A 25490-nucleotide genomic window follows, 5' to 3' on the forward strand; every position below is an offset into this window, starting at 1 on the left:
GGGCGGAGCTGTCGCCCGCGCCCTTCTCGCTTTCTTCTCACGTTCTTCACCAGGTCGCCATTCTGCACACGACCGGTGATTTTTTACTCAAAATCACTCCCAATTGTCATGCGGCCCCCCTATAATCGCCGCCTTTGGCCGGAATGCTGCTGTAGAAACCCCGCAGGCCCCCGCCCCGATTTACCAAGTTTTAACGCCCAGAGGCCCCCAGTGATAGAGAATCTGCGCAATATTGCGATTATTGCCCACGTTGACCACGGCAAAACCACCCTGGTGGACAAGCTGCTCTCCCAGTCCGGCACACTCGACCGCCGAGACGAAGGCGCCGAGCGGGTCATGGACTCCAATGACCAGGAGAGAGAGCGCGGCATTACCATCCTCGCCAAGAACACCGCCATTCGCTGGAACGACTACCGCATCAATATCGTCGACACCCCAGGGCACGCCGACTTCGGCGGCGAGGTAGAGCGCGTACTGTCCATGGTCGACTCCGTATTGCTGCTGGTAGACGCGGTGGACGGCCCCATGCCGCAGACCCGCTTCGTTACCCAAAAGGCGTTTGAGCAGGGCCTCAACCCCATCGTGGTGATCAACAAGATCGACCGCCCCGGCGCTCGCCCCGACTGGGTGATGGACCAGGTCTTCGACCTGTTCGACAGCCTCGGCGCCACCGATGAACAGCTGGACTTCCCTGTTGTCTACGCCTCCGCCCTGAACGGCATCGCCGGCCTCGACGACACCGATCTGGCCGACGACATGACCCCGCTGTTCCAGATGATCGTGGACAAGGTAGAGCCGCCCAAGGTAGACCCGAAAGGCGCTTTCCAGATGCAAATTTCCGCCCTGGATTACTCCAGCTATGTGGGCGTTATCGGCGTTGGCCGTATTACCCGCGGCACCCTGACCCCCAACCAGCAGGTGGTAGTGCTGGACCGCGAGGGCAAATCCCGCAAAGCCAAGGTTCTGCAGGTGATGGGTTACCTGGGCCTTGAACGCACCGAGGTGGAGCAGGCCAGCGCCGGCGATATCGTCTGTATTACCGGTGTGGGCGAACTGAATATCTCCGATACCCTGTGCGACCCAGATACCCCTGAAGCCCTGCCCGCCCTGAGCGTGGACGAACCCACAGTGAGTATGACCTTCCAGGTCAACGACTCTCCTTTTGCCGGACAAGACGGCAAATACGTAACCTCGCGCAATATCAAGGAGCGCCTGGATCAGGAGCTGATCCACAACGTGGCCCTGCGTGTAGAACAAGGTGATTCCCCAGACAAATTCCGCGTTTCCGGCCGCGGTGAGCTGCACTTGTCGGTACTGATCGAATCCATGCGCCGTGAAGGCTTCGAGCTGGGCGTTTCCCGCCCGGAAGTGGTACAGCGGGAAGTCGACGGCGAAATCCACGAGCCCTACGAAGAGGTAGTGATCGACGTTGAGGAGCCACACCAAGGTCCAATTATGGAAGAGCTGGGCCTGCGCAAGGCCGACCTCACCAATATGGAGCCGGACGGCAAAGGCCGCGTGCGCCTGACCTTTATCGTGCCTTCCCGCGGTATGATCGGTTTCCGCTCCCAATTCCTTACCATTACCAGCGGTTCCGGCATTATGACCAGCATCTTCGACCACTACGGTCCGGTGAAGCAGGGTGAAGTGGCCAAGCGCATCAACGGCGTACTGGTCTCCATGGTGAAGGGCAAGACCCTGGCCTACGGCCTGTTCGCACTGCAGGACCGCGGCCGCCTGTTCCTGGGCCACGGTGAAGAGGTCTACGAAGGCCAGATCGTCGGCATTCACTCCCGCGGCAACGATCTGGTGGTAAACCCTACCAAGGCCAAGCAGCTCACCAACGTGCGCGCCTCCGGCACCGACGACGCGCTTACTCTATCGCCACCCATTCGCCATACCCTGGAGCAAGCGCTGGAGTTTATCGAAGAGGACGAGCTGGTTGAGGTAACCCCAAACCACATCCGCCTGCGCAAAAAAATCCTGCAGGAAAATATGCGTAAGCGCGCGAAGAAATAATTCCTATTTTCTTCAGCTTATAAAGGGCCCTATAGGGCCCTTTTTTATTTTTACGTTTGGCGACAGGAAGCATTTAAAATTTAAGCAAGTTGAAAAAATGCTTTATTCGGGCAAACAGCGTACATCACCATTTATTTTTTGAAAGCGCTGACAGTTACAGGTAGAAAATTGCCCCTAGTTATCACCTGGACCAATACTATTTTTATTTTTTTGGCCCAAATCATAAAAATTAATTCTTAAATATATCCAAGAATTCGACCATCATCACCAGGCACTTACTACATAAACGCCACGGCGGCAGAAACAGATTTTATCCTGCGAAAAGTCGTATACATATTTATTCTTTCACTTTTCTTGCACAATTTACCGAGAATAACGCTCTATTTATAACGTTTTTCTCAGTTTCAAACGGAACTTTTACCTCTCCAATTTCTTCCAATTTGCTCAACGATAAAGTTCAGTTCTATAACACTAAATTTCATCATATCTAAGGCCCATGGGAGGTCACTGTAATGTTTTCTTTCCTGCAATCTCAGGATCGAACAGGGATGTTAGTGGGGTGCCGCAATGAGCGCGGATTTGGATTAAAAAAAGTAGCAACGCTTGCCGCGGCACTCGTGCTGAGTGCTAATGTCAGCGCTCAGGAGACCAAACGTGTTTCGGCCTATTGGGCCGACTGGGAGTATTGGGCCGACTCCTCCTTCACCCACGATAACGTGGATTTTTCCAAACTGACCCATGTGCAATACGCCTTTGCCTGGAATGATGAAGAGGGCACCATCTACTTTACTGACCCCTATGTCTTCTACGGAATGGGGGCTCAATCTTTCTCCGGCGGCGCCGGCAATGGTCCGGTCAAATGCTCGCCGCCGTTCTGGCATCCCTACAGCCAGTACGATGCAAGCAAGCAAGACGCGGTTTGCCAGAGCTGGAACGATCACGAATCCGGTTTCGTAAAGTCGGTACACGACGATGGCGCCAAGGCGATTCTCTCCGTAGGTGGCTGGACTCTCTCCCATAAAGTCTCTGAGATGATGGAGAGCGCCAGTACCCGTGCGGCCTTTATCGAAAATGCGGTAACCCTGCTAACCGATTGGGACTTCGATGGTCTCGACCTCGACTTCGAATATCCGGGTTATGCGCCCAATGGCGGCCGCTCCATCGACAAAGACAACTTCACCACACTGCTGAAGGAGCTGCGTGCGCGCTTCGATGAAGTCGAAGCCGAGACCGGCAAGCGCTTGGAGCTAACCGCCGCCGTTGCTTGCGGCCCATCGATTGCACAAGAGGGCTACGATTTTGCCGAGGTCGGCGCAACACTCGACTACGTCAACCTGATGACCTACGACTTCGGTGGCGACTGGGACTCGGAGGCTCAGCATACCTCGCCGCTGTACCCCTATGCCGGCCAGGTCAACGAAGGCTTCGACGCGGACAGCTGTCGCAACATGTGGATGACTGAAGGCAATATTCCGTCCGAGAAAATCATCCTGGGTATGTCTCACTACGGCCGCAGCGTCGCCAGCGCCACCGCGATCGGTGAAGCCGCATCGGGACAGGATGTCGCTCACTGGGGCTCCGACACCGAAACGCGCTACTATCAAATCGTCGAAAAGATGCAAAATGATTCATCTTTCCAGACGGCATACGATCCGGAAGCGGTAACTCACTATGGGTGGTTCCCGGATGGCGGCTTCATTTCCTTCGAGGACACCACCTCAATCGCCGAGCGCTCCCGTTACGTGATCGAGCAAGACCTGGGCGGTGTAATGATCTGGCAGCTCCGGGGCGGCATGCTGCGCGAGAATAACCAATACCAATACCCACTTCTGGATGCGGCGCTAGAGGTCTTCGGACAAGGCGGATCAAGCACTGGAGATGATGGCAACGGAGACACTGGAAGTACTGGCGACACGGGTGACACTGGAAATACCGGCGACACCGGGGATACTGGTGATACCGGGGACACCGGAGATACTGGTGATACCGGGGACACCGGAGATACGGGTGACACCGGCGATAGCGGCAACACAGGAAATACTGGAGACACTGGCGATAGCGGCAACACAGGAAATACTGGAGACACTGGCGATAGCGGCAGCACTGGAAACTCTGCCTGCGAAGCGTTTGAACAGCCCTATGCTGGCGATCCAGGCTATGCGGTCGGTGATGTTGTTGTCTTCGAAGGTGTCGCCTACGAATCCACTCATGCGCCAAACTGGTGGTCTCCGAGTGCGGCACCATCGTTGTGGAGTGAAACTACCTGTCAAACAGGCGGCGACAATTCTGACAACGGCTCCGATACAGGGTCTGGCGACAGCACCGCTGACGACAGTACCGACACAGGCTCCGAGAATGGCTCTGATGACAGCACCGATAGCGGTGCCGATGACAGCTCGGATGACAACACCAATGGCGACGAAGGTTCAGCAGCCTCCTGCCCCGAGTTCCAACAGCCCTACGCGGGTGACGCCGGCTATGAAGTTGGTGATCGGGTGACTTTTGAAGGCCAGGTGTACGTCTCTACCTTCGGACCCAACTGGTGGTCCCCGGCCGCAGCACCGCAGTATTGGGAAGCCAGTTCCTGCCAATAATCTGGATACACACCAGCCATCTTCCCCAAATAGGCGGCTGAGTATCACCTCTAATAATAAAGGGCCCTTATGGGCCCTTTTATTTATTATTTAGCCCACTCAAAATATTTATCAAGGTGTATCTTTTAAGACATGCATCACTTCATCAAAATCGCTCTTAGATAAATGATATCTCAACCAACGAACACCCTCTTCCGTCAAATTTTGTTCATAATTAATATGTTTTTGATCTCTCAGATAAATTCTGATTCTGGGATAAGAAGCAATGAATTTTTTTAGCTTAAAATCAATTAAATTAATTTTATTATTATCATCCATTCTCAAAATATATTCAGGGACCCAACGGTTACGTGCTGCGCCAGTACCAGTTGCCGTTTCAATTTTTTGAACCTGACTCCAGCTATACTCTTCAGGGAAGAGCGAAAATAATGAATTAAACTTCACCCCATTCGAGCTAACAACAACATAGCTATTTAAACCCAATGCAATCAGAGGTATAAAAAAAGCGAGAAAGCACAACAGAATTATAAAATTATTACGGATCGACAGCCGCAACCCATACGACCCTAAATATCTCAACCTTAGCTCTTTATCAAGCTCTTTTCTTACAGCAAGAATCAAATATGAAATTATTTTTGACAGAAATGCAAATAATATTATAGAAACAAACATTACCGGCAGCACTGAAAAAATATATCCCTCATTAGTTAGGTCTGCCAAGATAGCTCCTTCAGAGAGAGATTCTACTCGCTGAGACACCACAAACTTAAAGTAAGAAATAATTATAAGAGCTAACAATGAAATGGTAAGTATAATTACAAGCCAGTCCCACTTGCATCGAATAACAATACGCCTTCTATTCACATCAGGCATAGGGAGCTGTAAAAAAGATGATTTCTTCTCTACTTTAGGCGGCTTCCAACCCCGACATAAAGCACATCTATGCCCAATATCTTCATAGAGCTCCCGCTCCATTATGCAGACTTCACATTGACCCATAGCAACAAATAAACCCTTAAACTAATAGAACCCAGAAAATTAAATTTTTATTTTCTAGCAAAACCAACATAAGCCATCCCTAAGAGAATATAGTCTTTTACCAAAGACGAGAGCATCATTTAGTACAGAAGAACCAGGTTGGTTGCATTCATATATCCAACAAGACTACGACAGATTATGTACCAGGTCACCTCTGCCAAAGCAGAATATAATTTGAAAAGTCGTAAAAATCGCGGTGAGAACCTCACAGCTTCCAAAGTAGCTATCTTCACGAGAGCAATAAATCAAAACTGACCCCCATGAAGATACTTAAATCTAACAAAAGCACCAAAGAATCACAGGTACTCGCTATTCACTATGCCAAAAAACTCGAAAATCACCTCCTTCTAGAGTTTGTATCATCCAGAAAAGAAATAGAGTTTTCTGAAGAAGCCAATCAAATAGCCCTGGGATTTTGGGATATGACCGACTTGTCAATTGAAGACCATGCCAGCAATAAATCTATTGAAGGCATTGGCAGTATCGAGTTCTGGATGCAGAAACTTTTTAACAAAGTGTACGGTTATATGGTTAAAAATGGTTACAAAACCCAGTGGCAAGAAATATCTAACAAGAGATAATCGATCATCAGAGTCACTTAAACTGACTTAATCGCCAGCCATCCAAATCTGCTACAGGGTATAATTTCAGCTCCAGGAATCAGCCTGGAAATTTGTACCCTGCTGTAATGAAAGGACTCCACACCTTTGTCTGTGAGAATTGACTTCTCTGATACCCGTTTAATACCAAAGCCAATTTTTTGGTAAAACTCTACCCTTTCTTCAATAGATGGTTCTGAGAAAACGCTGACAATCAATTTTCCGTTATGCTGGCATACACTCCGCATAACCTCGATAACTTTACTTGCGGGGTTAATGTTGCCAATCGTGTTGTACATGGATATGGCAATAGAGTATCTACTTTCAGAGGTATAAGTCTTCGCATCGGCAAGTAGAAACTGGAGATTGCTTATTCCCAGACTGAGGTTTCGTGCACTCTTAATATGCCCAGGATCATTATCTATACCCAAGCCGAATAGAAGGCGATCCTTCAAAAGCCTGAGATAACGACCATTACCACAGCCAAAGTCAATTAGGGTCGATCCTTTTAAAACCATATTTTTTAGAATGCGGCTCTCTTCATCGAGATATTCACCAAGACTGGAGTATTTATAAACCTTGCGAATTATGTCGTCTATTTCGTATGGAACTGTTTTAAATTCCATAACGCATTACACTAAATAATTTATATGTGCGTATTCTATGGTACCAAGCACACCATTTTAATTCTTATATAGATCTTTTTTAGCTAAGGAAACGTCGCAATCCTGTTTCTGGGTGGCATTCATGATAGAGAGCCCATCCCTGTCCATGGGGCACTACGGCCACTTCGTGGCTCAATAAAAGCTGCATCCCAGGAGCAAAGCGACTCGCATATTGCTGCGCGGCGGCATAGATAGCTTTATGGGTGGAGTGATGATGTACCCAGTTTTCCAGATCTGCCAGGGAGGCAAACCAAGCGATAGTTTCCGTATCCGGCCGACCCAAACCCGGTTGATCATCATTTAAAAGGCGCGCGCTAAGGCAACGCGATGCTATTGGGTTTTCCTGCAAGTAGCGTACTCCCTGCTCATACTCAGAGCACAGGGATTCCCGATAGGCATTTCGCTCAGCGAGGCTAGCTGCCGAATAGCCCTGAACCGTACGAATCATGCACAAATTTTCGGGCAGGGGTATTTCTTTATCCGCCCGCTCTCGAGTCGCTATTGGCTGCAGGTCTTGCAATTGACCAAGAAGCCCATCATTTTCCGCGGCGCTAATTCTGTCTCGCATTGCGCCCCAGTAGGCATGATCATGCTGTTCACAAATACCAAAATGTCTAAATATTCCCCAGTCAGCTGCAGGCGTTGAAGAGGAAACTTCAAAATGCGATCGCGGAGCGGCTAGCGCCTCATACCAGAAACCCGACTTGACCCGAATAAATTCCTGTACTTCTTTAGAGCCCTCCCTCAGCCATTGCCCCATTGACTCCTGATTATCCCAGTAGGCAACTGCGATATCGTTATATGCGCCCTGAGTATCGATATGACCCGCTCGCTCAAAGTGCAGTAGACCTTTGGCGTTGGATAAAGACCGGGCCAACAAGCGAAACAGTGATTCGTCACGCTGACCATTCGCAAACTGTAAGGCAACTTGGCATTGGACATAACAAGCGCTAGGCGGAAGATCTAACTCCCAGGCGGGATAAGGCGGTATAAAATTGTCTGGACGCTTTTTCAAAACTCTTTCCCCTTCGCCCTATAGTCCTCACTCCTCACCCTTTACCCTTCTCTCTATCCCTCTTTCTACTCCTCCTTCTCGTTTATGCCTCTCTCGCCGTTAATGCTTTTATTATGTGGTTTAAAACCTTTGGCCACATTTAAAGATCTGTGAAGAGATTTAAGTTGCCCAAGAAGTACTTGGTTCGAACGTACAATTTTGAAAATAGCATTCTCACACTGTGAAAAAACGTCGCTCTATCCGCTTCCACTCTCCAAGAGCGGCGGGGGAATGCAGGCAAACAGTGAGTTGATCAAACTCCGTGGTATGTTCATTAAGCACTTCCAGGGCTTGATGTGCAGCAATGCTATGGGGAAACCGGTTGGTACCCGCGCCCAGTGCGGGAAAGAGAATGCACTTCAGCCCCCGCTCCTTCGCCAAGCGCAGCACACTCTCATAGCAATGCCTTAGCTGACCGATTGCCAGGGCTCCCCATTGATCACCGCTACTCCACTGAGGGGTTACCGTGTGTAATAGATAGTCCACCGGCAAGTGGTAAGCGTTGGTTAACCGCGCCTCACCAACAGCACACTCCGGTTGTTTGTCGCATTGGGTCGCAAGCTCAGTTCCACCCTGGGCATAGACCTGGGCCGAGAGGCCGCGCCCACGGATCAGGTGTTTGTGTGCGGGGCACACCAGCGCATCACCGCGTAACTTCAGGATATTGCCCCAAGTCAGATGAATTTGTGACACGGCTTCTCAGTTCTAACGTTTGCTTTACAGATACTGTAGCTCGCGGCTTTGGTCGCCGGGCGAATCCTCCTATACTCGGCGCTACTTCACTCCGCCGCTGAAAAGGGTGACAGGTATGGTGCTCACCACCGGCGGAAGTTGCAGTCTGTACAGCAACAGAGACGACTATGAACTCAGGGTATAAAAAGCATAACCCCTCTCTGAACACGCCCGTGGAAGAGTTGGAGCGCATCGATCTACGCCGCCGCATCATGGCCTCTTCCTACATGTTAATTTTTGCCATGGCGGTAACCGGTGCCATGGCGGTGATAGCCCTGAGCGCCACCGATATTCTGCAGGCCACGACCCTCTCCGCTGCTGCAGTAGTGATTCTCTGCGCCTATGTCACCATTAATGTGATGGGCCCGAGCCAAAAAACGCCGCTACTGGTCGGCATTCTTTTGCTGGTGCTCTACTTTTATCTGCTCTTATCCGGCGGAGTTAACAATACAGGCCTGATGTGGGCGGTGATGTTGGTCCCTGGATTTATCAATCTGTACGGCTATAAGACCGGCACAGTCGCACTTATCGCCATCGGCCTGGTTACCGCTATGGCGCTTTTCTACCCGGATTTTCCCGGCCTGAAAGCCGAATACGATACCGCCTATCGCGCACGTTTTATTGCGGTATTTGGCGCACTCACTGCGCTCACCGCATTACTCGATAGCAGCCGCCACCATACCCAGGAGTTACTCGAGCGCCTAACCGGCGAACTGGAAAAAAGTGCTTCCACCGATGCCCTCACCGGGCTGGCGAATCGTCGCGAGGCCTACCGGGCAATCCACGATATGGAGCGGCGCAACAAAGAACTGCAGGGTCAGTATGTACTATTGATTGGCGACCTGGATAACTTCAAAGGTATTAACGATACCTACGGGCACGGCTTTGGTGACCGCATCCTGCAGGACGTAGCCAAAATCCTAAAAGAAAACACCCGCACCGAAGATATTGTCGCCCGCTGGGGTGGAGAAGAATTTCTGTTGCTATTGCCAAATACCGATGTGCGCGGCGGCAGCGTTCTGGCAGAAAAGTTGCGCCGCAAGGTAGAGGCCCTGAGCCGCCGTTACGTACAACCGGTGAAAGTTTCCATCAGCTTTGGCGTAGTGGAGGGCAGCGGCAACCCTCACAATCAACTGTTAGCGGAAGCAGACAGGCGCATGTACCAGGCAAAAAATAGTGGCCGCAACCGGGTGGTGGCAGCCTAAATCAGATAATAACGTCGCGCAGGAAGAAGCCAACGGCGAGTGCCAGTGCGGCGGCGCCACCACCAAACACCAGGGTTTTGAGCCCCGCCATCCAAACTCTTTGGGAAAAAACCATCCCCTTACACAGACCGATGGCAAAGAAGGTAAAAGCTGCCAGAATAACGCTGCCGTAAAACTGTTGCGACGAATTGAGTGGTGGAAGCAGATAGGGCAACAGCGGCACAGTACCGATGCCGATAAATGCAAAAAAAGTCACCAGGGCGCTGCCCAAAGGTTTCCGTGTTGTGCGGCTGATTCCGTACTCTTCCGCCAGCATGGTCTCTATCCACAACTGGCGGTTAGCGGTAATGGTGGCAACAATCTCATCCAGCACCTGTCCGCGAAATCCCTTGCGTTGGAATATTTGGCGAATCTCCTCTCGCTCCCCCTCGGGTACCAACTCGATATGCTCGCGTTCGATACGCGTCGCCGCTGCGGCCTGTTCACGCTCCACACTGACGGCCTCGTAATTACTCACCGCCATACTAAAGCCATCCGCAATCAAGTTGGCGAAACCCATCACCAACACCACCGACTCAGAGAAACCCGCACCGAAAGCGCCGGCCACAATGGCAAAGGTGGTGACGCAGCCATCAATGGCTCCGAGAACAAAATCGGAGACGCGCTGGGATCTGGGCTCACGCCCCAGACGCGCGTGGATGCGCTCCGGGCGATGCTCCTCAAGCAAGGCGCGCCGGGATAATACCTCGCCCTCTTTATCCGTATCTTTCATTCCGCAGACCCGGTAATAGGATACAGAAACAGTGCAGGACCAAGGTTCGCGACGGAACTATAAAAGCCGAGTTGCCGAGCGACTACATAACACCCGATGAATTCACAACCCTTTGCCGTATTTCCGCACATTGCCTTGGCCTCAATCAGCCCGGTTTATTTCACGATAAAACTACCCCTGTCGACACCGGTATTTCCGGTTTTTGCGTCATAAGCGTAAACCAGTATTTCATAGACGCCGGGTAAATCTGTGGCAAAGGGCGCACTGAAGGTATTCATAGTGTCCTGTATTTTCAGCGGTACTGTGGCAAATTCACGCCCATCTTTTTTAATCAGGGCGGTGACTTCGACCTTGCTGCCATCCCACAGGCCACCATCGGTGAAAGGACAGCCGCACATCATCACCACATTGGCGCGGATCTCAAAAGGGCTCTTATCCAAACCGGTGTAAAAGTGCGTCTGCGGGCTGAGTAGGTCCACCACCATACCGGGGATTTCTACAATCAAACCCTCACCGCTGATGGGCTTACCCGGCACCAGCCAGGTCTGAGTCTGTGCCACTACGCGAGCCTGCTTCTTAATATAGGGAGCCAGTACCTCAACGGTGAGAAACACCGGCTCGCTGATGTCCAGGTTAGCGGAGAATTTAGCGGCCCCCTCGGCAATAGGCACATAGCGCTCTTGCGGGGTTTTCATAATCTTCCCTGTGTCGCCGGTACTCCCCTGGGTAAGGCCCTGAGCGAGAATTTTCCCGGTATCTGCCGCACGGATAATGACCATGGCACCCCCAATGGAGGAACCGATAAACTTGGCGTCCTTGGCTTTGGCGCGTACGGTGATCTCTGTAGTTGTTGCTTGGGCAGTTGTATTGGCCCATAGCGGTGCAGCAGCTATCTGAGCAATAAAAACACAGAGAAATATGGCTATTTTTTTCATTTAAATTCCTTATCTAAATCACAAAAAAGATTATATAAGCCCCAAAAAAGAAAACGCACCAAATCACAGCACCAAAGAATAACCAGAGACAATTCAATAGTGTGAATTTTTTATTGGCCCCTCCTTTCTCATCTCCACAAGCAATATTTGCGGCCATTTGCGCAGAGAGTAATGGCAATGCAATTACCGGCACCATGATCACACTAATAAAATCCAGAATCGTCAATTCCTCAGAAACCGAGGACAAGCGATCACTAAAATAACTGAGTAGGACAGCCACGATATAAATAATGGCCATCACTTTTGGCCGCCATTTGTAAGGCCTTTCAGCCTCTTCGAGACGAGCCTGGATAGTGATAAACAGAGGGTAGGCAAAAAACACAGAAAATATCGCGCGCATTACTGGTAGCATGTTTTCACCACTAGCACGCTTATATTCTTTCCAGTGACGGTAAAACCAATAAATAGAATAAATACCGAAAGTGCCAAAATATAACACCAGAAATTTGGCCTTCGTTACCACATAAAATTCTGCCCCTCCGGCAGAATCATTTTCCAGATTGGCCTCTGGAGCACTATAGATGTTGCTATCCATTTTGGTCCTCAAACAAAGCTGAGAAAACCCCATTAACAATTTTTTAATTGTTGGACTGAAAATACGCCCATTAAAAAAGCCGGGCAGTGCCCGGCTTTTTTTCAGCGGTTAGGTTGGCTTTTAAGCGCTCTTAACAGAGTCGACCCAAGCAGCCACTCGGCTCTCCAGAACCGGTACCGGCAGGGCGCCACCGCCAAGCACGGTATCGTGGAAGCCGCGGATATCAAATTTATCGCCCAGCTGCTCCTCGGCCTGCTTGCGCAGCTCCTGAATCTTCAGCATCCCGATCTTGTAGGCGGTAGCCTGACCCGGCCACACCAGATAGCGGCGTACTTCGGAGCGCACGGCTGTTTCGGGAATCGCAGAGTTTTCCAGGAAGTATTCTACCGCCTGCTCCTCGCTCCAACCCTTGGCGTGCATGCCTGTGTCCACTACCAAGCGGATGGCGCGCCACATTTCTGCGGTCAGATGGCCAAACAGGTTGTAGGGGTCCTCGAATGCACCCATCTCCTTAGCCAGTTTCTCAGAGTACAGGGCCCAGCCTTCTACATATACGGTGAAGTGCGCCTGGGTACGAAACTGTGGGATATCCTCCAGTTCCTGGGCGATGGAAATCTGCATATGGTGGCCGGGGTTGCCCTCGTGGTAAGCCACAGTTTCCATATCGGTAGTGGAGTAGGCGCTCATGTCAGACAGGTGCGCATAGTAGATACCCGGACGGGAACCATCCGGGGTGCCCGGATAATAGTGCTGGGCGCCACCATCCTGCTCGCGGAAGGATTCTACGCGCTTAACCACCAGCTCGGCCTTCGGCAATAGACCGAAGTATTCCGGCAGCTTCTTGGTAATATTGTCGAGGAAAGCCGTGGAGTCATCCAGGTAGCCCTGGCGGCCTTCGTCGGTGTTGGGGTAGTAGAACTGGCCGTCTTCGCGGATAAAGGTGAAGAACTCCTGCAGGTTGCCCTCAAAGCCAACCTTTTCCTTGATGGTCTCCATTTCACTGCGGATACGCGCCACTTCCTTGAGACCGATATTGTGGATCTCATCAGCGGTCAGGCTGGTAGTGGTGGTATTTGCCAGGCGCTGGTTGTAGTAGGCCATACCATTCGGCAGGCTGCTGGCGCCCTGAGGCTCTGCAGAGGCCTTCTGTACATCTTTCTTCAACCAGGCAATCAGGTTCTGATAAGCGGGCAGGAACTCGGTTTCCAGAGCCTTGCGCGCGTCAGCGGTCAGCTTATCGGCCTGTTTCTGATCGATCTTGCCAGCTTCCACTAGCTCAGCGATTTTGCCTTTCGCACCAGCCCACAGGGGGGCGTCCTCACCATCGGTGAAAGGAGCACCGTCGATCAGCTTGCTGGACTGCTCAATCGCGCCCTCATAGGCAAAGCGCGGCGGACGAATGCCTTTTTTGGCAGACTGCTCGGCGCGCTCGCGCAGCTGATTGATAGCGCGGGAGATACCGCCGATACGAGTGATATACGCCTGCATATCCTCGATATTGTCTACCTTGTGGAAATTCAGCAGGAAGTTTGGCAGCTGTGACTGCACACCACCCATCTGCTCGAAGATATAGCCGTGGTTCTTGAAGGGCTCGGCGGCTTTGGCCTGCTCAAACTGGTAAACCCAGATATCGTAGGAAGTTTTCCCTTCCTGGCTGAGCTTGTCGTAGTCGAAGTTCTTTTTGAGCTCGGCAACAGTCTTTTCCTGCCAGGCCAGTTGGCGCGCCTCTGCGGCTTCGCTCATATCGTCGATCTGGTCGTACTGCTCTTTGCGGCCGAGATAGGACAACTGCATGGGGCTGAACTGCAGCTGCTCTTCGTAACGCGCATCCAGCCACTCGGTCAGGCGCTTGGTCTCTGCCACCGCATCTGCGGCGACAGGGGCCTCGGCAACGGCACCTTGAGCTTTGTCGGCATTCGCTCCTGCCTGAGCGCTCTTATCGCCCTGACAGCCCGCAAGGATAGCGACAGCCAGCAGGCTGGGGATCAAAGGGTTGTTCAGCTTAATCGGCATTTTCCTATCTCGGTCAAAAGTTGTACAAAAAAACGCCGCTAACTTTGACACGAAATCTTAGAACTGTCGATTCGAGCTCCTCCAAACGCTATATCTGTGCGTCGAGCCGAGGGGCAGGGGGGAATTTCACCTCAGCTAGCGGGGCTGTCGGGGTCCTGTGTTATAGCCTTTGACTGGACAGGAGAGTCCTGCCCGGATCGCGCCGCGGGTTCTTGCACTATGTGCAGCTCCCGCTGGGGAAAAGGAATCGTCAGGCCCGCAGCCTCCAGCGCGGGTTTCAGGCGCTTCATTAGAGTCCAATAGACATCCCAATACTCACCGGTCGCAGTCCATGCGCGCAGGTGCAGGTTGACCGCGCTATCTCCCAGGGCGCGAACCGCATAGTTGGGTTGCGGCTCTGTGAGGATACGCGGCTCATCGGCCACCAGCCGGTGCAATACCTCCATGCCTGTCTCGATATCATCCCCGTAGGCAATGCTTGCCACTATTTCGATGCGACGGGTCTGATTGTGACTGTAGTTGGTGAGTGTCTGCCCCCAAATGGCGCTGTTCGGCGCCGTGATACGCAGGCCATCACTGGTATCCAGCACGGTGGTAAAAAGACCCACCTGGCGCACCGTACCCATAGTCTGGCCGAACTGAATCACATCGCCGACACGGAAAGGACGTAAACTCAGCAGAATAAAACCGGCCGCAATGTTTTGCAGGGTGTCCTTCAAAGCCAGTCCCACCGCCAGACCGGTGGCACCCAGCAGGGCGATCAGACTCGTGGTATTGATCCCAAACACATCCAGGACCACCAGCGCCCCGATAATATAAATGGCCCAGGTGGCAATATTGCGCAATACCGGCACCAGGGTTGCATCGAGCCGTCCGGTTAATCGGCCTATGGCACGCCTCGCCAAGTGAGCCACCCCCAGAGTCACCGCTATAACTAGAAGCGCGGACGCCAGCCGCAAAAATCCAACCGTGAATAAGGGCCAATAATTATCGACAATAGCTTCCAGGCTCATGGCGGCCTCCTATTAAATAGCCAATGCGTCAATGGCGAATGCGTTGAGAACGCAGAGAATAAAGGCTGGAAATCGTTTATCCCTAAACGGATATGCTCTTTTTAGAGTAACCCAGCTGCCTCGGCTTCATCCAGGCAGCGCTGGCGAGCGGGGCATGTATGCAAATGATCGTTAACCATGCCTGTCGCCTGCATATGGGCATACATGATGGTAGAGCCAACAAAACTAAAACCGGCTTTTTTAAGCGCCTTGCTCATCGCATCCGACTCGGCTGTGCTGGCCGGCACCTGCTTGAGAGAGCGGGGGCGGTTTACTATGACCTTGCCGTCGGTAAACTGCCAGAGAAAGTCAGAGAGTGTTTGCCCCTTTTCCCGCAGGGCCAGAGTTGCGCGGGCATTTTTGACCGCGGACTCCACCTTGAGGCGATTGCGAATAATTCCCGGGTCCTGTAATAATTTTTCTATTTTACGCGGCGTATAGCGCGCAATTTTTTCCGCATCGAAATTATCGAAAAGGCGGCGATAGTTTTCCCGCTTATTTAATACGGTTATCCATGACAACCCCGCCTGGGCTCCCTCCAACAACAGAAATTCGAATAGGGTGGCCTCATCGGTTACCGGGCGGCCCCACTCCTCGTCGTGGTAGCGTTGATACAGCGGGGTGGACAGGCACCAGCCACAGCGCTTCTCTTCCATAATCGGCTCCTAAAGCTCACTTTTCTTAATTTCACAAAATGGCTGCGCTCGGCAAGATACCGAACGCAATCAACTAAAAAGGAGATGGTTGAGCGCTATTGCGCCCCGGAAAAGAAATAGTGCTGGATCAATTGCAGAACCAACAATAAAGAAATCAGGATAAAAATAATATTACTGCGATTCACTTTATCTCCAATAAATTTTGCTCTACCAACCAGTCGCGACATTCGCACAACATGGTATCCAGTTCCACCTTTGATTGATAACCGAGTTCCCGCTCCGCCTTGGCACTACTGGCCACGACCCGGCGCGTAACCAGAGTGGCCTTCTCCGGGGTAATTATCGGTTCCTTCCCACTCATCCGCGACCAGACATCGGAAAACCAGGCGATAGACTGAATAACGAAGGCCGGGGTTGTATGCTTGGGCACAGGCTTGTGCAATAACTCGGCAATTTTTCCAAAAAATTCCAGGAAACTGGCATCGGTGCCGGCGAGAATATAATTCTCTCCACAGCGACCCTTCTCTACCGCATCGATATGCGCTCGCGCCACCGCACCCGCGTGACAAAAAGAACCCCAACCCGGTGGTACACCCGGCAGTTGGTTTTTGTCGATCAGAAAAAACGTCTGTGCCCAGCTGCTGGTATCGAATTTCCCCACAATTGCACAGGGATTGAGAAATACCGCATCCAATCCCTTGTCGATCTCTTTTCGTATCGCAATTTCTTCACGTTTTTTGGTATACAGATAGTGATGGCGAGGATCATCCGCGCGCTTTTCACTCTCTTCGGTGATCGTATTCTGATGATAGCCATAGGCGGAAATTGAGCTGGTCACAATCATGCGGCCAACATTTTTTTCTCTCGCAACCAGTGCAATATTCGCCGCGCCCTCGACATTATCCTTCCATTGCTGGGCATTGCCGCCACGCCACATACTGGTGTTGGCCGCCATATGGAAAAGAGCATCGACATCGTTCGGAATAGCCGCGCGCATTGAGTCAGGGTCGTGCAGTGAGGCCTCAACCAGATCTGCTCCCATGGAGCGCAGCCTGTCGGTTTTAGAGGTCTTGCGGTGCATGGCGGTTACGCGCCAGCCATCGGCTTTCAGTTGCTCGATCAGATTGGACCCGAGGAAACCACTTCCCCCGGTCACAAATGCATGTTTCATAGATCCACCGGATGATTATTATTTGTTATTCATACCCAGTGATAGCCTCCACCAAGACTTCCGCTCCCCGGGAGGGTAAACCGCAGGCAGTACTACAGTTTCGGCAGAGTGGGCTGCGCACCAACATTAATGATGAAACAGCCTCTAATTAAAGCCAATCTGAGAGTATTCACCGGGAGCCTTTAATGACTCCCGGTATCCCATAAATTGGATTGATTCGAGAGGCTACTCGATTTTCATACCCAGCTGGTAGGCGAGGAAGCTCCACTGGTTGGCAAAGTCTTCCACCTGCATCCACACCGGCTTGCCCGCACCATGACCAGCCCGTGTCTCTACTGCGAGCCATACAGGCTTGTCACAGGCCTGATCCCGCTGCAGGGCGGCGGCAAACTTGTAGCTGTGCCAGGGCACTACTCGATCATCACGATCGGCGGTAGTGATCAGGGTGGCCGGGTAGCAAGTGCCATCGCGAGTATTGTGTACTGGCGAGTAAGCGTGCAACGCCTTAAATTCCTCGCGGTTTTCACTCAGGCCGTAGTCACTGGACCACTGGCGCGCGTTGGCGGAAGCGGTGTGGTAGCGCAGCATGTCGAGCACGCCCACCACTGGCAGTGCCGCGGCAAACAAGTCCGGACGCTGCACCAGGGTAGCGCCCGCAAGTAATCCGCCATTGGAACGCCCACTGATACCCAGTTTCTCCGGAGAGGTAATCTTCTCCTCAATCAGCCACTCGGCAGCGGCGATAAAGTCATCGAAGACATTCTGTTTCTGAGTCTTGGTACCCGCCTGATGCCAAGCATTACCGTACTCACTGCCGCCGCGCAGGTTGGCCAGTGCCAAGGTGCCGCCCATATCCAACCAGCCCACGAAACGGTTGTAGAAACGCGGCAGCTGGGCGGAATTAAATCCACCATATCCATACAACAGCGTGGGGTTGGAGCCATCGCGCTTCATACCCTTCTTATGCACCAGGAACAAAGGCACACGGGTACCGTCCTTGCTCTTGTAGAAATGCTGGCTCACAGTCAGGTCGGAAAAGTCCGCCGCGTATTTTGGCTGCTTGAATAGCTTGGTTTCACCGGTCTGCACATTCAGGTGATAGATACTCGGCGGGGTAATGAAATTGGAGAAAGAATAAAAGGTCTCCACCTCATCCGGCTCACCGTAAAAGCCTTTCACAGAGCCCACGCCGGGCAATTTCAGCTCGTACTGCTTCTTACCATTGGTATCGGTTACCAGGACCCGCGACTTGGCATCTTTCAAATAGTGCAGCACGAACCGGTCGCCAATATAGCTGGCACTCTGCAGGGCGCTGTCTGCCTGCGGCACCAGATCACGCCAGTGTTTGCGCTGCGGCTTCGCCAGGTCAATAGCGATTACCCGGCCCAGCGGCGCACCCGCACTGGTCTCGAAGAAGAAGGTACTGCCCTTATTACCGAGAAACTGATAGAGGCCATCCCAGTCATCCAGCAGCTTGATGACCTTGCCGCTGTCATCGCGCAGATCGCGATAGTAGAAGCCGTTAGAGTCGTAACCATCGAAAATGCTGAACAGCAGATAATTGCCATCATCGCTCACCTCGGCATCGGGGTTGCGGGTGGGATGGTCGGTAATGCGGTATACCAATTGGTCGCGCTCCTGGGGGGCTCCCAGGCGATGGAAATAGACCGCTACCTGCTTGCTATCATCGGCACCGCCATTCTTGTTGAAAGGGTAGCGGCTATAATAGAAGCCCGATTCGTCCGGTGCCCAGCTGGCATCACTAAACTTGATGCCGGTGAGTTGCTCTTCCAGGTCCTTGCCGGTCTTTAGGTTGCGAATGCGATAGTCTGTCCAGTCAGTGCCGCCATCGGAGATACCGTAGGCTAGGTAACGTCCCTTGGGACTGACCTTGAGTCTTTTGGCAGCGATGGTGCCGTCCTCACTTAGACTACGCGGGTCCAGCATGGGCTTACCTTCCTGGGCAAGGTCCCCGGTGCGATAGAAAATATTCTGGTCCCAGTCACCGTTGTTGTAGTCGTAGTAGTAGCTATCACCTTTCTTGTACGGCACGCCATAGCGCTCGTAGCGCCATAGCTCCGTAAGACGATCGTTGATTTTCTGCCAGCCTGGCAAGTCCTTCAGGCGTGGTAACGCATGCTTGTTTTGTGCCTTGACCCACGCCTTCACCTCTTCGCTAGACATCTCCTCCATCCAGCGATAGGGGTCGGATACCTCGACACCGAAGTATTCATCCACATGCTCAATGGACTGACTCTTTGGGTAAGTCTCCACCGCCTGCACACTAGCTGTGGCCAGGGCCCCAGCCAGGAGTGCCATTAACTGTTTCTTCATACGGTATTCTCGGTTTCTCTGCGTGAATCAGTCCGCTAATCTAGGCGATTTACTGGTAGGGTTCCAGAGAGACAGTGAGGTCTGAGATGAAAGGATTGATACAACGGGTCAGCCACGCCCGCGTAGAAGTGGCCGGCCAGTCGGTGGGAGCTATTGAGCACGGCATACTCTTGCTGTTGGGAGTGGAGTCTAAAGACAACCGTGAAAGCGCAGACAAGTTACTACATAAGGTACTGAATTATCGGATTTTTCCCGATGAAAACGGCCGTATGAACCACAATGTGCAACAGGCCGCTGGCGGGCTCCTTGTAGTGAGCCAGTTTACCCTGGTAGCTGAAACTGAACGCGGCCTTCGACCCAGCTTCAGTCGCGGCGCCAGCCCACAACATGCCGAGGGCCTGTACGATTATTTTCTTGAGCGTGCTAATGCCCAATTTACTCCGGTAGCCAGCGGAATCTTCGCCGCAGATATGCAAGTGTCTCTTCTCAATGATGGCCCGGTTACCTTTATGCTGGAAACCTAAAGTCCTTAAGAGTTTCATTCGCTAAGTCTGAAGTGCCGGGGCAAATCCTCGTAAACTTATTAAGTAAAAACTGCATTTTTATAACATCGTCTCACTTGAGAGATTCCACCACCAAGGAGAAAAACCGCATGCGGTTAACGGTAACAGAAGATATTTATCTGGAATTTCTACAGGAGAAAGATTTCCAGGAGCTTTTTTATCTAATAGAAACTAACCGCCCACTTTTGGAAAAATATTTGTACTGGGCAAAGTCTGTACAGGATATGGAGTCGACCAAACAATATATTTGCCAGCGTATTTATAGTAAACACAATGGCTCCGCCTGGTACAAGATCATTTTTAATGACCAGCTCTCCGGAATAATCGGTGTCAAAGAAATTGATCAGAAAAACAAGAGTGCCGAAATTGGCTATTGGCTCTCGGCTCACTGCCAGGGCAAAGGTGTAATGGCGAAAGTTGTGACGGGGATTTGCGAAGAACTAAAAAGACAAGCTGGTGTAGCCCAGATAAAAATACACTGCCTTTCTGAAAATACCGCTAGCATTGCGGTTGCAAGACGGGCCGGTGGAATCCACAGTAGCACCATCCCCGCATACCTTACGATCGATGGAAAGTCCCAGGATCTAATGATCTACACCGTCACCCTCTAACAACATCCACCATTAAAAAATATCATATAGAATTTACTCGGGCTGAATCGTTACCGGACTCCACTCCAAGCCATCAGCCCCCTGACCAGCCCTAAAAATTCTCTTGATTTCCCATTTGCCGGTATCTATTTCAACCACCTTCCCGTCTCTCTGTGATCCGACATATAGAAACTTACCATCGGGGGTAAAGAGTAATGATGCCGGTTCTCGCGCAGCGGCAGCGCCTAAGTCAATACTCTTCAGCTCTTTGCGGGTTGCCGCGTCGTAAATCACAACTCGGTTTCCCTGCAGGTCTGCAACCGCAACCAGCTTCCCTTCGGGATGGAAACTTATGCGAATGGGAAGGTAACCAACATCAATGACATCCTTCTTTTCTAAACTAGCCGTGTCAAAGATAAAAATATTCTTTGAACGATTATTACCTATCCATAGCTCTTTCCCATCGGGACTGACCCATACCGCCTCAGGACCATCACCAGCGGGCAGAGTCTTTTTTAAAGTCATAGTGTCCGTATCGATCACGCTGAAGGTATCCGAGCCACGGCTAGTGACGTAAGCGGTTTTATTATCCGGAGATAAAGCCAGTAGGTGACTACCTATCTGGTCCGTTGATACAGAACCGAGCACCTTGCCTGCGACAGTATCAACCTTAATCACATCATGAGTTTCTTCAGTGGTCACGATAAGGTCATCACCACTTCCCAGCCAAGCAATACCATGAGGGCCCATATGAGGGCTAATATCGATAATGCTCAAGCGTTTGCCCGTAGCCACATCAAAGACATTTAACTCTTCGCCAACGTAGCCATCTTCCAAATAGGAAACCACCACAACCTTTGATTTATCTGGGGACAAAACAAGTTCGTGTGGAGAGCCACCAGTTTCCCTTCGCTTGATTTCCTTCCCATTTTCCAAGTCAATAAAGCTGACTGTACCTTCATATTTGTTACCCACGATTAGGGTACTGGCAAATGTAAAACTACCCAGCAACAGGGACAGCAGAATCAAGCTAAAAGTAATTAACAAGCGCATCAGAGCACCTCTCCACTTGGCCCCAACTGGAAGTTATTCACATGGCACGGCAAATCAGGCGCCTATGACCTGTCAGTATAGTTAAAAGTGCAATGCACCCTTTGGCTAAGGTCTAGAAGCACGCTTTGACTATATAGTTTCATAAACCCTAGCGTAATAAGAGCTAATTACTAACAGATTCCATGGATAGAGCTGTGCATAACTCCGGGATATCCACGCTCAGGCCCCTGTTTCCGTGGGGCCCTTTTCAACGGGTAAAAAAGCACCAGCCATTTATCCACTTTCCACAGGCTTGCTTTACTAACAGAAAGCCTGGATAGACTTGTGTATAACTGCGGTATATCCGCGCCAGGGCCCGTGGTTGCTCGGGATCACCAAAACGTGCAAAAAATCACCGGACTTTTTATTGGTATTTCTGTGTCAGTTTTTTTAGTGCAAGGGTTTTTATGTACTGGAAATTAATTTTTAATTTCGGAGTAATTTTTTGCGGTATGTGAGATGCGGATTAAATAACGTGGCGTATTTTTCTGTATTTCTTATTTTTTACCTTACGTAAATATTGAGAAAAACACCTTGTTTAAAGGATTGGAAGCCGTTCGAACTTTTGTGGAAGCTTTGTGTTTTTCTGGGGTTTTCGTAGAGTTGGATTTTTCGGCGGGAGTGTTGCGAGTAAAAATTCGGTTGGAGGTTGGCCGGAGTTTTATTTTTCCTCCAGAGCGCATTTTTCTTCCGACTCTACTTTTTATTTTCCGCTTTTATTATTTTTATTAACTACTTTTTCGCACATAAAAAAAGGGCCACCCTATTGGGTGGCCCTTTCGGATTAGAAGCCTGACGATGACCTACTCTCACATGGGGAGACCCCACACTACCATCGGCGATGTTGCGTTTCACTTCTGAGTTCGGCAAGGGATCAGGTGGTTCCACAACTCTATTGTCGTCAGGCAAACTGGCTTGGGTTGGCGTTGGTCTTATGGGCGTTTGCCCTGCGCTGCCGTTTGACTGTTCGTTTGCCACTGCTTTTTCAGCAGTTAACAGTCAACCCAAATAATTCGGTAAAACAATCTGTAGTAATACACCGCAAGTGATTGTATGTCTCTTGCTCACAATCCGCTAGCTTAGCTAGTCGTTAGTAACCATCTCTGTTGTATGGTCAAGCCGCACGGGCAATTAGTACTGGTTAGCTCAACGCCTCACAGCGCTTCCACACCCAGCCTATCAACGTGGTAGTCTTCCACGGCCCTTTAGGACTCTCAAGGAGTCAGGGAGATCTTATCTTGAAGGAGGCTTCCCGCTTAGATGCTTTCAGCGGTTATCCCGTCCGAACATAGCTACCCGGCAATGCCACTGGCGTGACAACCGGAACACCAGAGGTTCGTTCACTCCGGTCCTCTCGTACTAGGAGCAACTCTTCTCAAATCTCCAACGCCCACGGCAGATAGGGACCGAACTGTCTCACGACGTTCTAAACCCAGCTCGCGTACCACTTTAAATGGCGAACAGCCATACCCTTGGGACCGGCTTCAGCCCCAGGATGTGATGAGCCGACATCGAGGTGCCAAACACCGCCGTCGATGTGAACTCTTGGGCGGTATCAGCCTGTTATCCCCGGAGTACCTTTTATCCGTTGAGCGATGGCCCTTCCATACAGAACCACCGGATCACTATGACCTACTTTCGTACCTGCTCGTCATGTCTGACTCGCAGTCAAGCGCACTTATACCATTATGCTCATTGCATGATTTCCGACCATGCTGAGTGCACCTTCGTACTCCTCCGTTACTCTTTGGGAGGAGACCGCCCCAGTCAAACTACCCACCATACACTGTCCTCGATCCGGATAACGGACCAGAGTTAGAACCTCAAACATACCAGGGTGGTATTTCAAGGACGGCTCCACAGTAACTAGCGTTACTGCTTCAAAGCCTCCCACCTATCCTACACAAGTAGGCTCAAAGTTCAGTGCAAAGCTGTAGTAAAGGTTCACGGGGTCTTTCCGTCTAGCCGCGGGTACACTGCATCTTAACAGCGATTTCAATTTCACTGAGTCTCTGGTGGAGACAGCGTGGCCATCGTTACGCCATTCGTGCAGGTCGGAACTTACCCGACAAGGAATTTCGCTACCTTAGGACCGTTATAGTTACGGCCGCCGTTTACCGGGGCTTCGATCAAGAGCTTCGCCGAAGCTAACCCCATCAATTAACCTTCCGGCACCGGGCAGGCGTCACACCGTATACGTCCTCTTACGAGTTTGCACAGTGCTATGTTTTTAATAAACAGTCGCAGCCACCTGGTCACTTCGACCGGCCTCAGCTTAGGGAGCAAGTCCCATCACCAAAACCGGCGTACCTTCTCCCGAAGTTACGGTACCATTTTGCCTAGTTCCTTCACCAGAGTTCTCTCAAGCGCCTTGGTATTCTCTACCTGACCACCTGTGTCGGTTTAGAGTACGATTCACTATTACCTGAAGCTTAGAAGTTTTTCCTGGAAGCAGGGCATCAACCACTTCACCCACTAAGTGGGCTTCGTCATCAGTTCTCAGCCTTAGGGACCCGGATTTGCCTAAGTCCCCAGCCTACAACCTTAAACATGGACAACCAATCGCCATGCTGGCCTAGCCTTCTCCGTCACTCCGTCGCAGTAATAGCGAGTACAGGAATATTAACCTGTTTCCCATCGACTACGGCTTTCGCCCTCGCCTTAGGGGTCGACTAACCCTGTCCCGATTAGCGTTGGACAGGAACCCTTGGTCTTCCGGCGGGGAGGTTTTTCACCTCCCTTGTCGTTACTCATGTCAGCATTCGCACTTGTGATACCTCCAGCAGACCTCCCGATCCACCTTCAACGGCTTACACAACGCTCCTCTACCATGCTCCTAAGAGCATCCGCAGCTTCGGTTACCAGTTTTAGCCCCGGTATATCTTCCGCGCAGGCCGACTCGACTAGTGAGCTATTACGCTTTCTTTAAAGGATGGCTGCTTCTAAGCCAACCTCCTAGCTGTCTGGGCCTTCCCACATCGTTTCCCACTTAACTGGTATTTGGGACCTTAGCTGGCGGTCTGGGTTGTTTCCCTTTCCACGACGGACGTTAGCACCCGCCGTGTGTCTCCCGCGATTGCACTCCTCGGTATTCGGAGTTTGCATGGGGTTGGTAAGTCGGGATGACCCCCTAGCCCAAACAGTGCTCTACCCCCGAGGGTGAGACGCGAGGCGCTACCTAAATAGCTTTCGAGGAGAACCAGCTATCTCCCGGCTTGATTAGCCTTTCACTCCGATCCACAGGTCATCTCCTAATTTTTCAACATTAGTGAGTTCGGTCCTCCAGTTGATGTTACTCAACCTTCAACCTGCCCATGGATAGATCGCCGGGTTTCGGGTCTATTGCCTGCAACTAAACGCCCTATTAAGACTCGATTTCTCTACGGCTCCCCTAAGCGGTTAACCTTGCTACAGACAATAAGTCGCTGACCCATTATACAAAAGGTACGCAGTCACCCCGAAGGGCTCCTACTGCTTGTACGTATACGGTTTCAGGTTCTATTTCACTCCCCTCTCCGGGGTTCTTTTCGCCTTTCCCTCACGGTACTGGTTCACTATCGGTCAGCTGGGAGTATTTAGCCTTGGAGGATGGTCCCCCCATATTCAGTCAAGATAACACGTGTCCCGACCTACTCGATTTCACTCTAAATGCCTTTTCGTGTACGGGGCTATCACCCTGTATCGCGGTACTTTCCAGAACCTTCCACTAAAACATAAAGAGCTTAAGGGCTAATCCCCTTTCGCTCGCCGCTACTCAGGGAATCTCGGTTGATTTCTTTTCCTCCGGGTACTTAGATGTTTCAGTTCCCCG

At 51.2% G+C, this 25490-nt stretch carries 19 protein-coding genes and 2 rRNA genes (1 of these 21 running past the window's edge); 6 read left to right on the forward strand and 15 right to left on the reverse strand.

Going from position 1 to position 25490, the window contains the following annotated elements:
* Positions 1-210: 210 nt before the first annotated feature.
* Together typA and FIU95_RS19185 are read left to right on the forward strand one after the other, a co-directional pair.
* The gene (typA, locus tag FIU95_RS19180) at positions 211-2019 is read left to right on the forward strand and encodes a translational GTPase TypA (RefSeq protein WP_152455607.1); all 1809 of its coding nucleotides are present in this window, start codon (positions 211-213) and stop codon (positions 2017-2019) included.
* 512 nt (positions 2020-2531) lie between these two features.
* Positions 2532-4613: a glycosyl hydrolase family 18 protein gene (locus tag FIU95_RS19185; protein ID WP_152455609.1), complete on the forward strand. Its 2082-nt coding sequence runs from the start codon at positions 2532-2534 to the stop codon at positions 4611-4613.
* A gap of 111 nt (positions 4614-4724) precedes the next feature.
* Here FIU95_RS19185 and FIU95_RS19190 read toward each other — a convergent pair whose 3' ends face one another.
* Positions 4725-5588, reverse strand: coding sequence for a hypothetical protein (locus FIU95_RS19190; RefSeq protein WP_152455611.1), 864 nt, complete (start codon positions 5586-5588; stop codon positions 4725-4727).
* 323 nt (positions 5589-5911) lie between these two features.
* On the opposite strand from FIU95_RS19190, the gene FIU95_RS19195 reads away from it, so the two are divergent.
* Positions 5912-6232, forward strand: coding sequence for a hypothetical protein (locus tag FIU95_RS19195; RefSeq protein WP_152455613.1), 321 nt, complete (start codon positions 5912-5914; stop codon positions 6230-6232).
* Between the two features lie 17 nt (positions 6233-6249).
* On the opposite strand, the gene FIU95_RS19200 is transcribed toward FIU95_RS19195, so the two are convergent.
* The 3 genes from FIU95_RS19200 to FIU95_RS19210 all read right to left on the reverse strand — a co-directional run bounded on the left by FIU95_RS19200 (position 6250) and on the right by FIU95_RS19210 (position 8662).
* Entirely contained in the window at positions 6250-6876 is a 627-nt protein-coding gene (locus FIU95_RS19200) for a class I SAM-dependent methyltransferase (RefSeq protein WP_152455615.1), read from the reverse strand.
* 79 nt (positions 6877-6955) lie between these two features.
* Positions 6956-7930, reverse strand: a complete 975-nt coding sequence (locus FIU95_RS19205; protein ID WP_152455617.1) for a phenylacetaldoxime dehydratase family protein — start codon at positions 7928-7930, stop codon at positions 6956-6958.
* A 213-nt stretch (positions 7931-8143) separates the two neighbouring features.
* The gene (locus FIU95_RS19210; protein WP_152455619.1) at positions 8144-8662 is read right to left on the reverse strand and encodes a macro domain-containing protein; all 519 of its coding nucleotides are present in this window, start codon (positions 8660-8662) and stop codon (positions 8144-8146) included.
* A gap of 167 nt (positions 8663-8829) precedes the next feature.
* On the opposite strand from FIU95_RS19210, the gene FIU95_RS19215 reads away from it, so the two are divergent.
* A complete protein-coding gene (locus FIU95_RS19215; RefSeq protein WP_152455621.1) occupies positions 8830-9906 on the forward strand; it encodes a diguanylate cyclase in 1077 nt (358 codons plus the stop codon).
* 1 nt (position 9907) lies between these two features.
* Here the strand turns inward: FIU95_RS19215 and FIU95_RS19220 are convergent, their stop codons facing one another.
* The 8 genes from FIU95_RS19220 to FIU95_RS19255 all read right to left on the reverse strand — a co-directional run bounded on the left by FIU95_RS19220 (position 9908) and on the right by FIU95_RS19255 (position 19434).
* Entirely contained in the window at positions 9908-10678 is a 771-nt protein-coding gene (locus tag FIU95_RS19220) for a VIT1/CCC1 transporter family protein (RefSeq protein WP_152455623.1), read from the reverse strand.
* Between the two features lie 155 nt (positions 10679-10833).
* On the reverse strand, positions 10834-11613 hold the full coding sequence (locus FIU95_RS19225; RefSeq protein ID WP_253868749.1) for a hypothetical protein: 780 nt from the start codon (positions 11611-11613) through the stop codon (positions 10834-10836).
* A 13-nt stretch (positions 11614-11626) separates the two neighbouring features.
* Positions 11627-12208 carry a DUF4234 domain-containing protein gene (locus FIU95_RS19230; protein ID WP_152455625.1) on the reverse strand — a complete coding sequence of 194 codons (582 nt, stop codon included), beginning with the start codon at positions 12206-12208 and terminating at the stop codon, positions 11627-11629.
* Positions 12209-12328: 120 nt separating this feature from the next.
* Complete coding sequence (locus FIU95_RS19235) at positions 12329-14221, reverse strand: DUF885 family protein (protein ID WP_152455627.1); 1893 nt, start codon at positions 14219-14221, stop codon at positions 12329-12331.
* Positions 14222-14352: 131 nt separating this feature from the next.
* Complete coding sequence (locus tag FIU95_RS19240; RefSeq protein WP_152455629.1) at positions 14353-15234, reverse strand: mechanosensitive ion channel family protein; 882 nt, start codon at positions 15232-15234, stop codon at positions 14353-14355.
* Between the two features lie 101 nt (positions 15235-15335).
* The gene (locus FIU95_RS19245; RefSeq protein WP_152455631.1) at positions 15336-15929 is read right to left on the reverse strand and encodes a DNA-3-methyladenine glycosylase I; all 594 of its coding nucleotides are present in this window, start codon (positions 15927-15929) and stop codon (positions 15336-15338) included.
* A 181-nt stretch (positions 15930-16110) separates the two neighbouring features.
* A complete protein-coding gene (locus FIU95_RS19250; protein ID WP_152455633.1) occupies positions 16111-17100 on the reverse strand; it encodes an SDR family oxidoreductase in 990 nt (329 codons plus the stop codon).
* Between the two features lie 225 nt (positions 17101-17325).
* Positions 17326-19434, reverse strand: coding sequence for a prolyl oligopeptidase family protein (locus FIU95_RS19255; protein WP_152455635.1), 2109 nt, complete (start codon positions 19432-19434; stop codon positions 17326-17328).
* 86 nt (positions 19435-19520) lie between these two features.
* Between FIU95_RS19255 and dtd the strand changes: the two genes are divergently transcribed.
* Entirely contained in the window at positions 19521-19958 is a 438-nt protein-coding gene (dtd, locus tag FIU95_RS19260) for a D-aminoacyl-tRNA deacylase (RefSeq protein WP_152455637.1), read from the forward strand.
* A gap of 128 nt (positions 19959-20086) precedes the next feature.
* Entirely contained in the window at positions 20087-20608 is a 522-nt protein-coding gene (locus FIU95_RS19265) for a GNAT family N-acetyltransferase (RefSeq protein WP_152455639.1), read from the forward strand.
* A gap of 33 nt (positions 20609-20641) precedes the next feature.
* Here FIU95_RS19265 and FIU95_RS19270 read toward each other — a convergent pair whose 3' ends face one another.
* From FIU95_RS19270 to FIU95_RS19280, 3 genes are all read right to left on the reverse strand, one after another.
* A complete protein-coding gene (locus FIU95_RS19270; protein WP_152455641.1) occupies positions 20642-21640 on the reverse strand; it encodes a YncE family protein in 999 nt (332 codons plus the stop codon).
* Between the two features lie 829 nt (positions 21641-22469).
* Positions 22470-22585: ribosomal RNA gene (rrf, locus tag FIU95_RS19275) — 5S ribosomal RNA — on the reverse strand.
* 204 nt (positions 22586-22789) lie between these two features.
* Positions 22790-25490, reverse strand: a 23S ribosomal RNA gene (locus FIU95_RS19280); it runs 181 nt beyond the window's last position.

Origin of the sequence: Microbulbifer sp. THAF38, from assembly GCF_009363535.1 — a bacterium.
Classification (GTDB): Bacteria; Pseudomonadota; Gammaproteobacteria; order Pseudomonadales; family Cellvibrionaceae; genus Microbulbifer.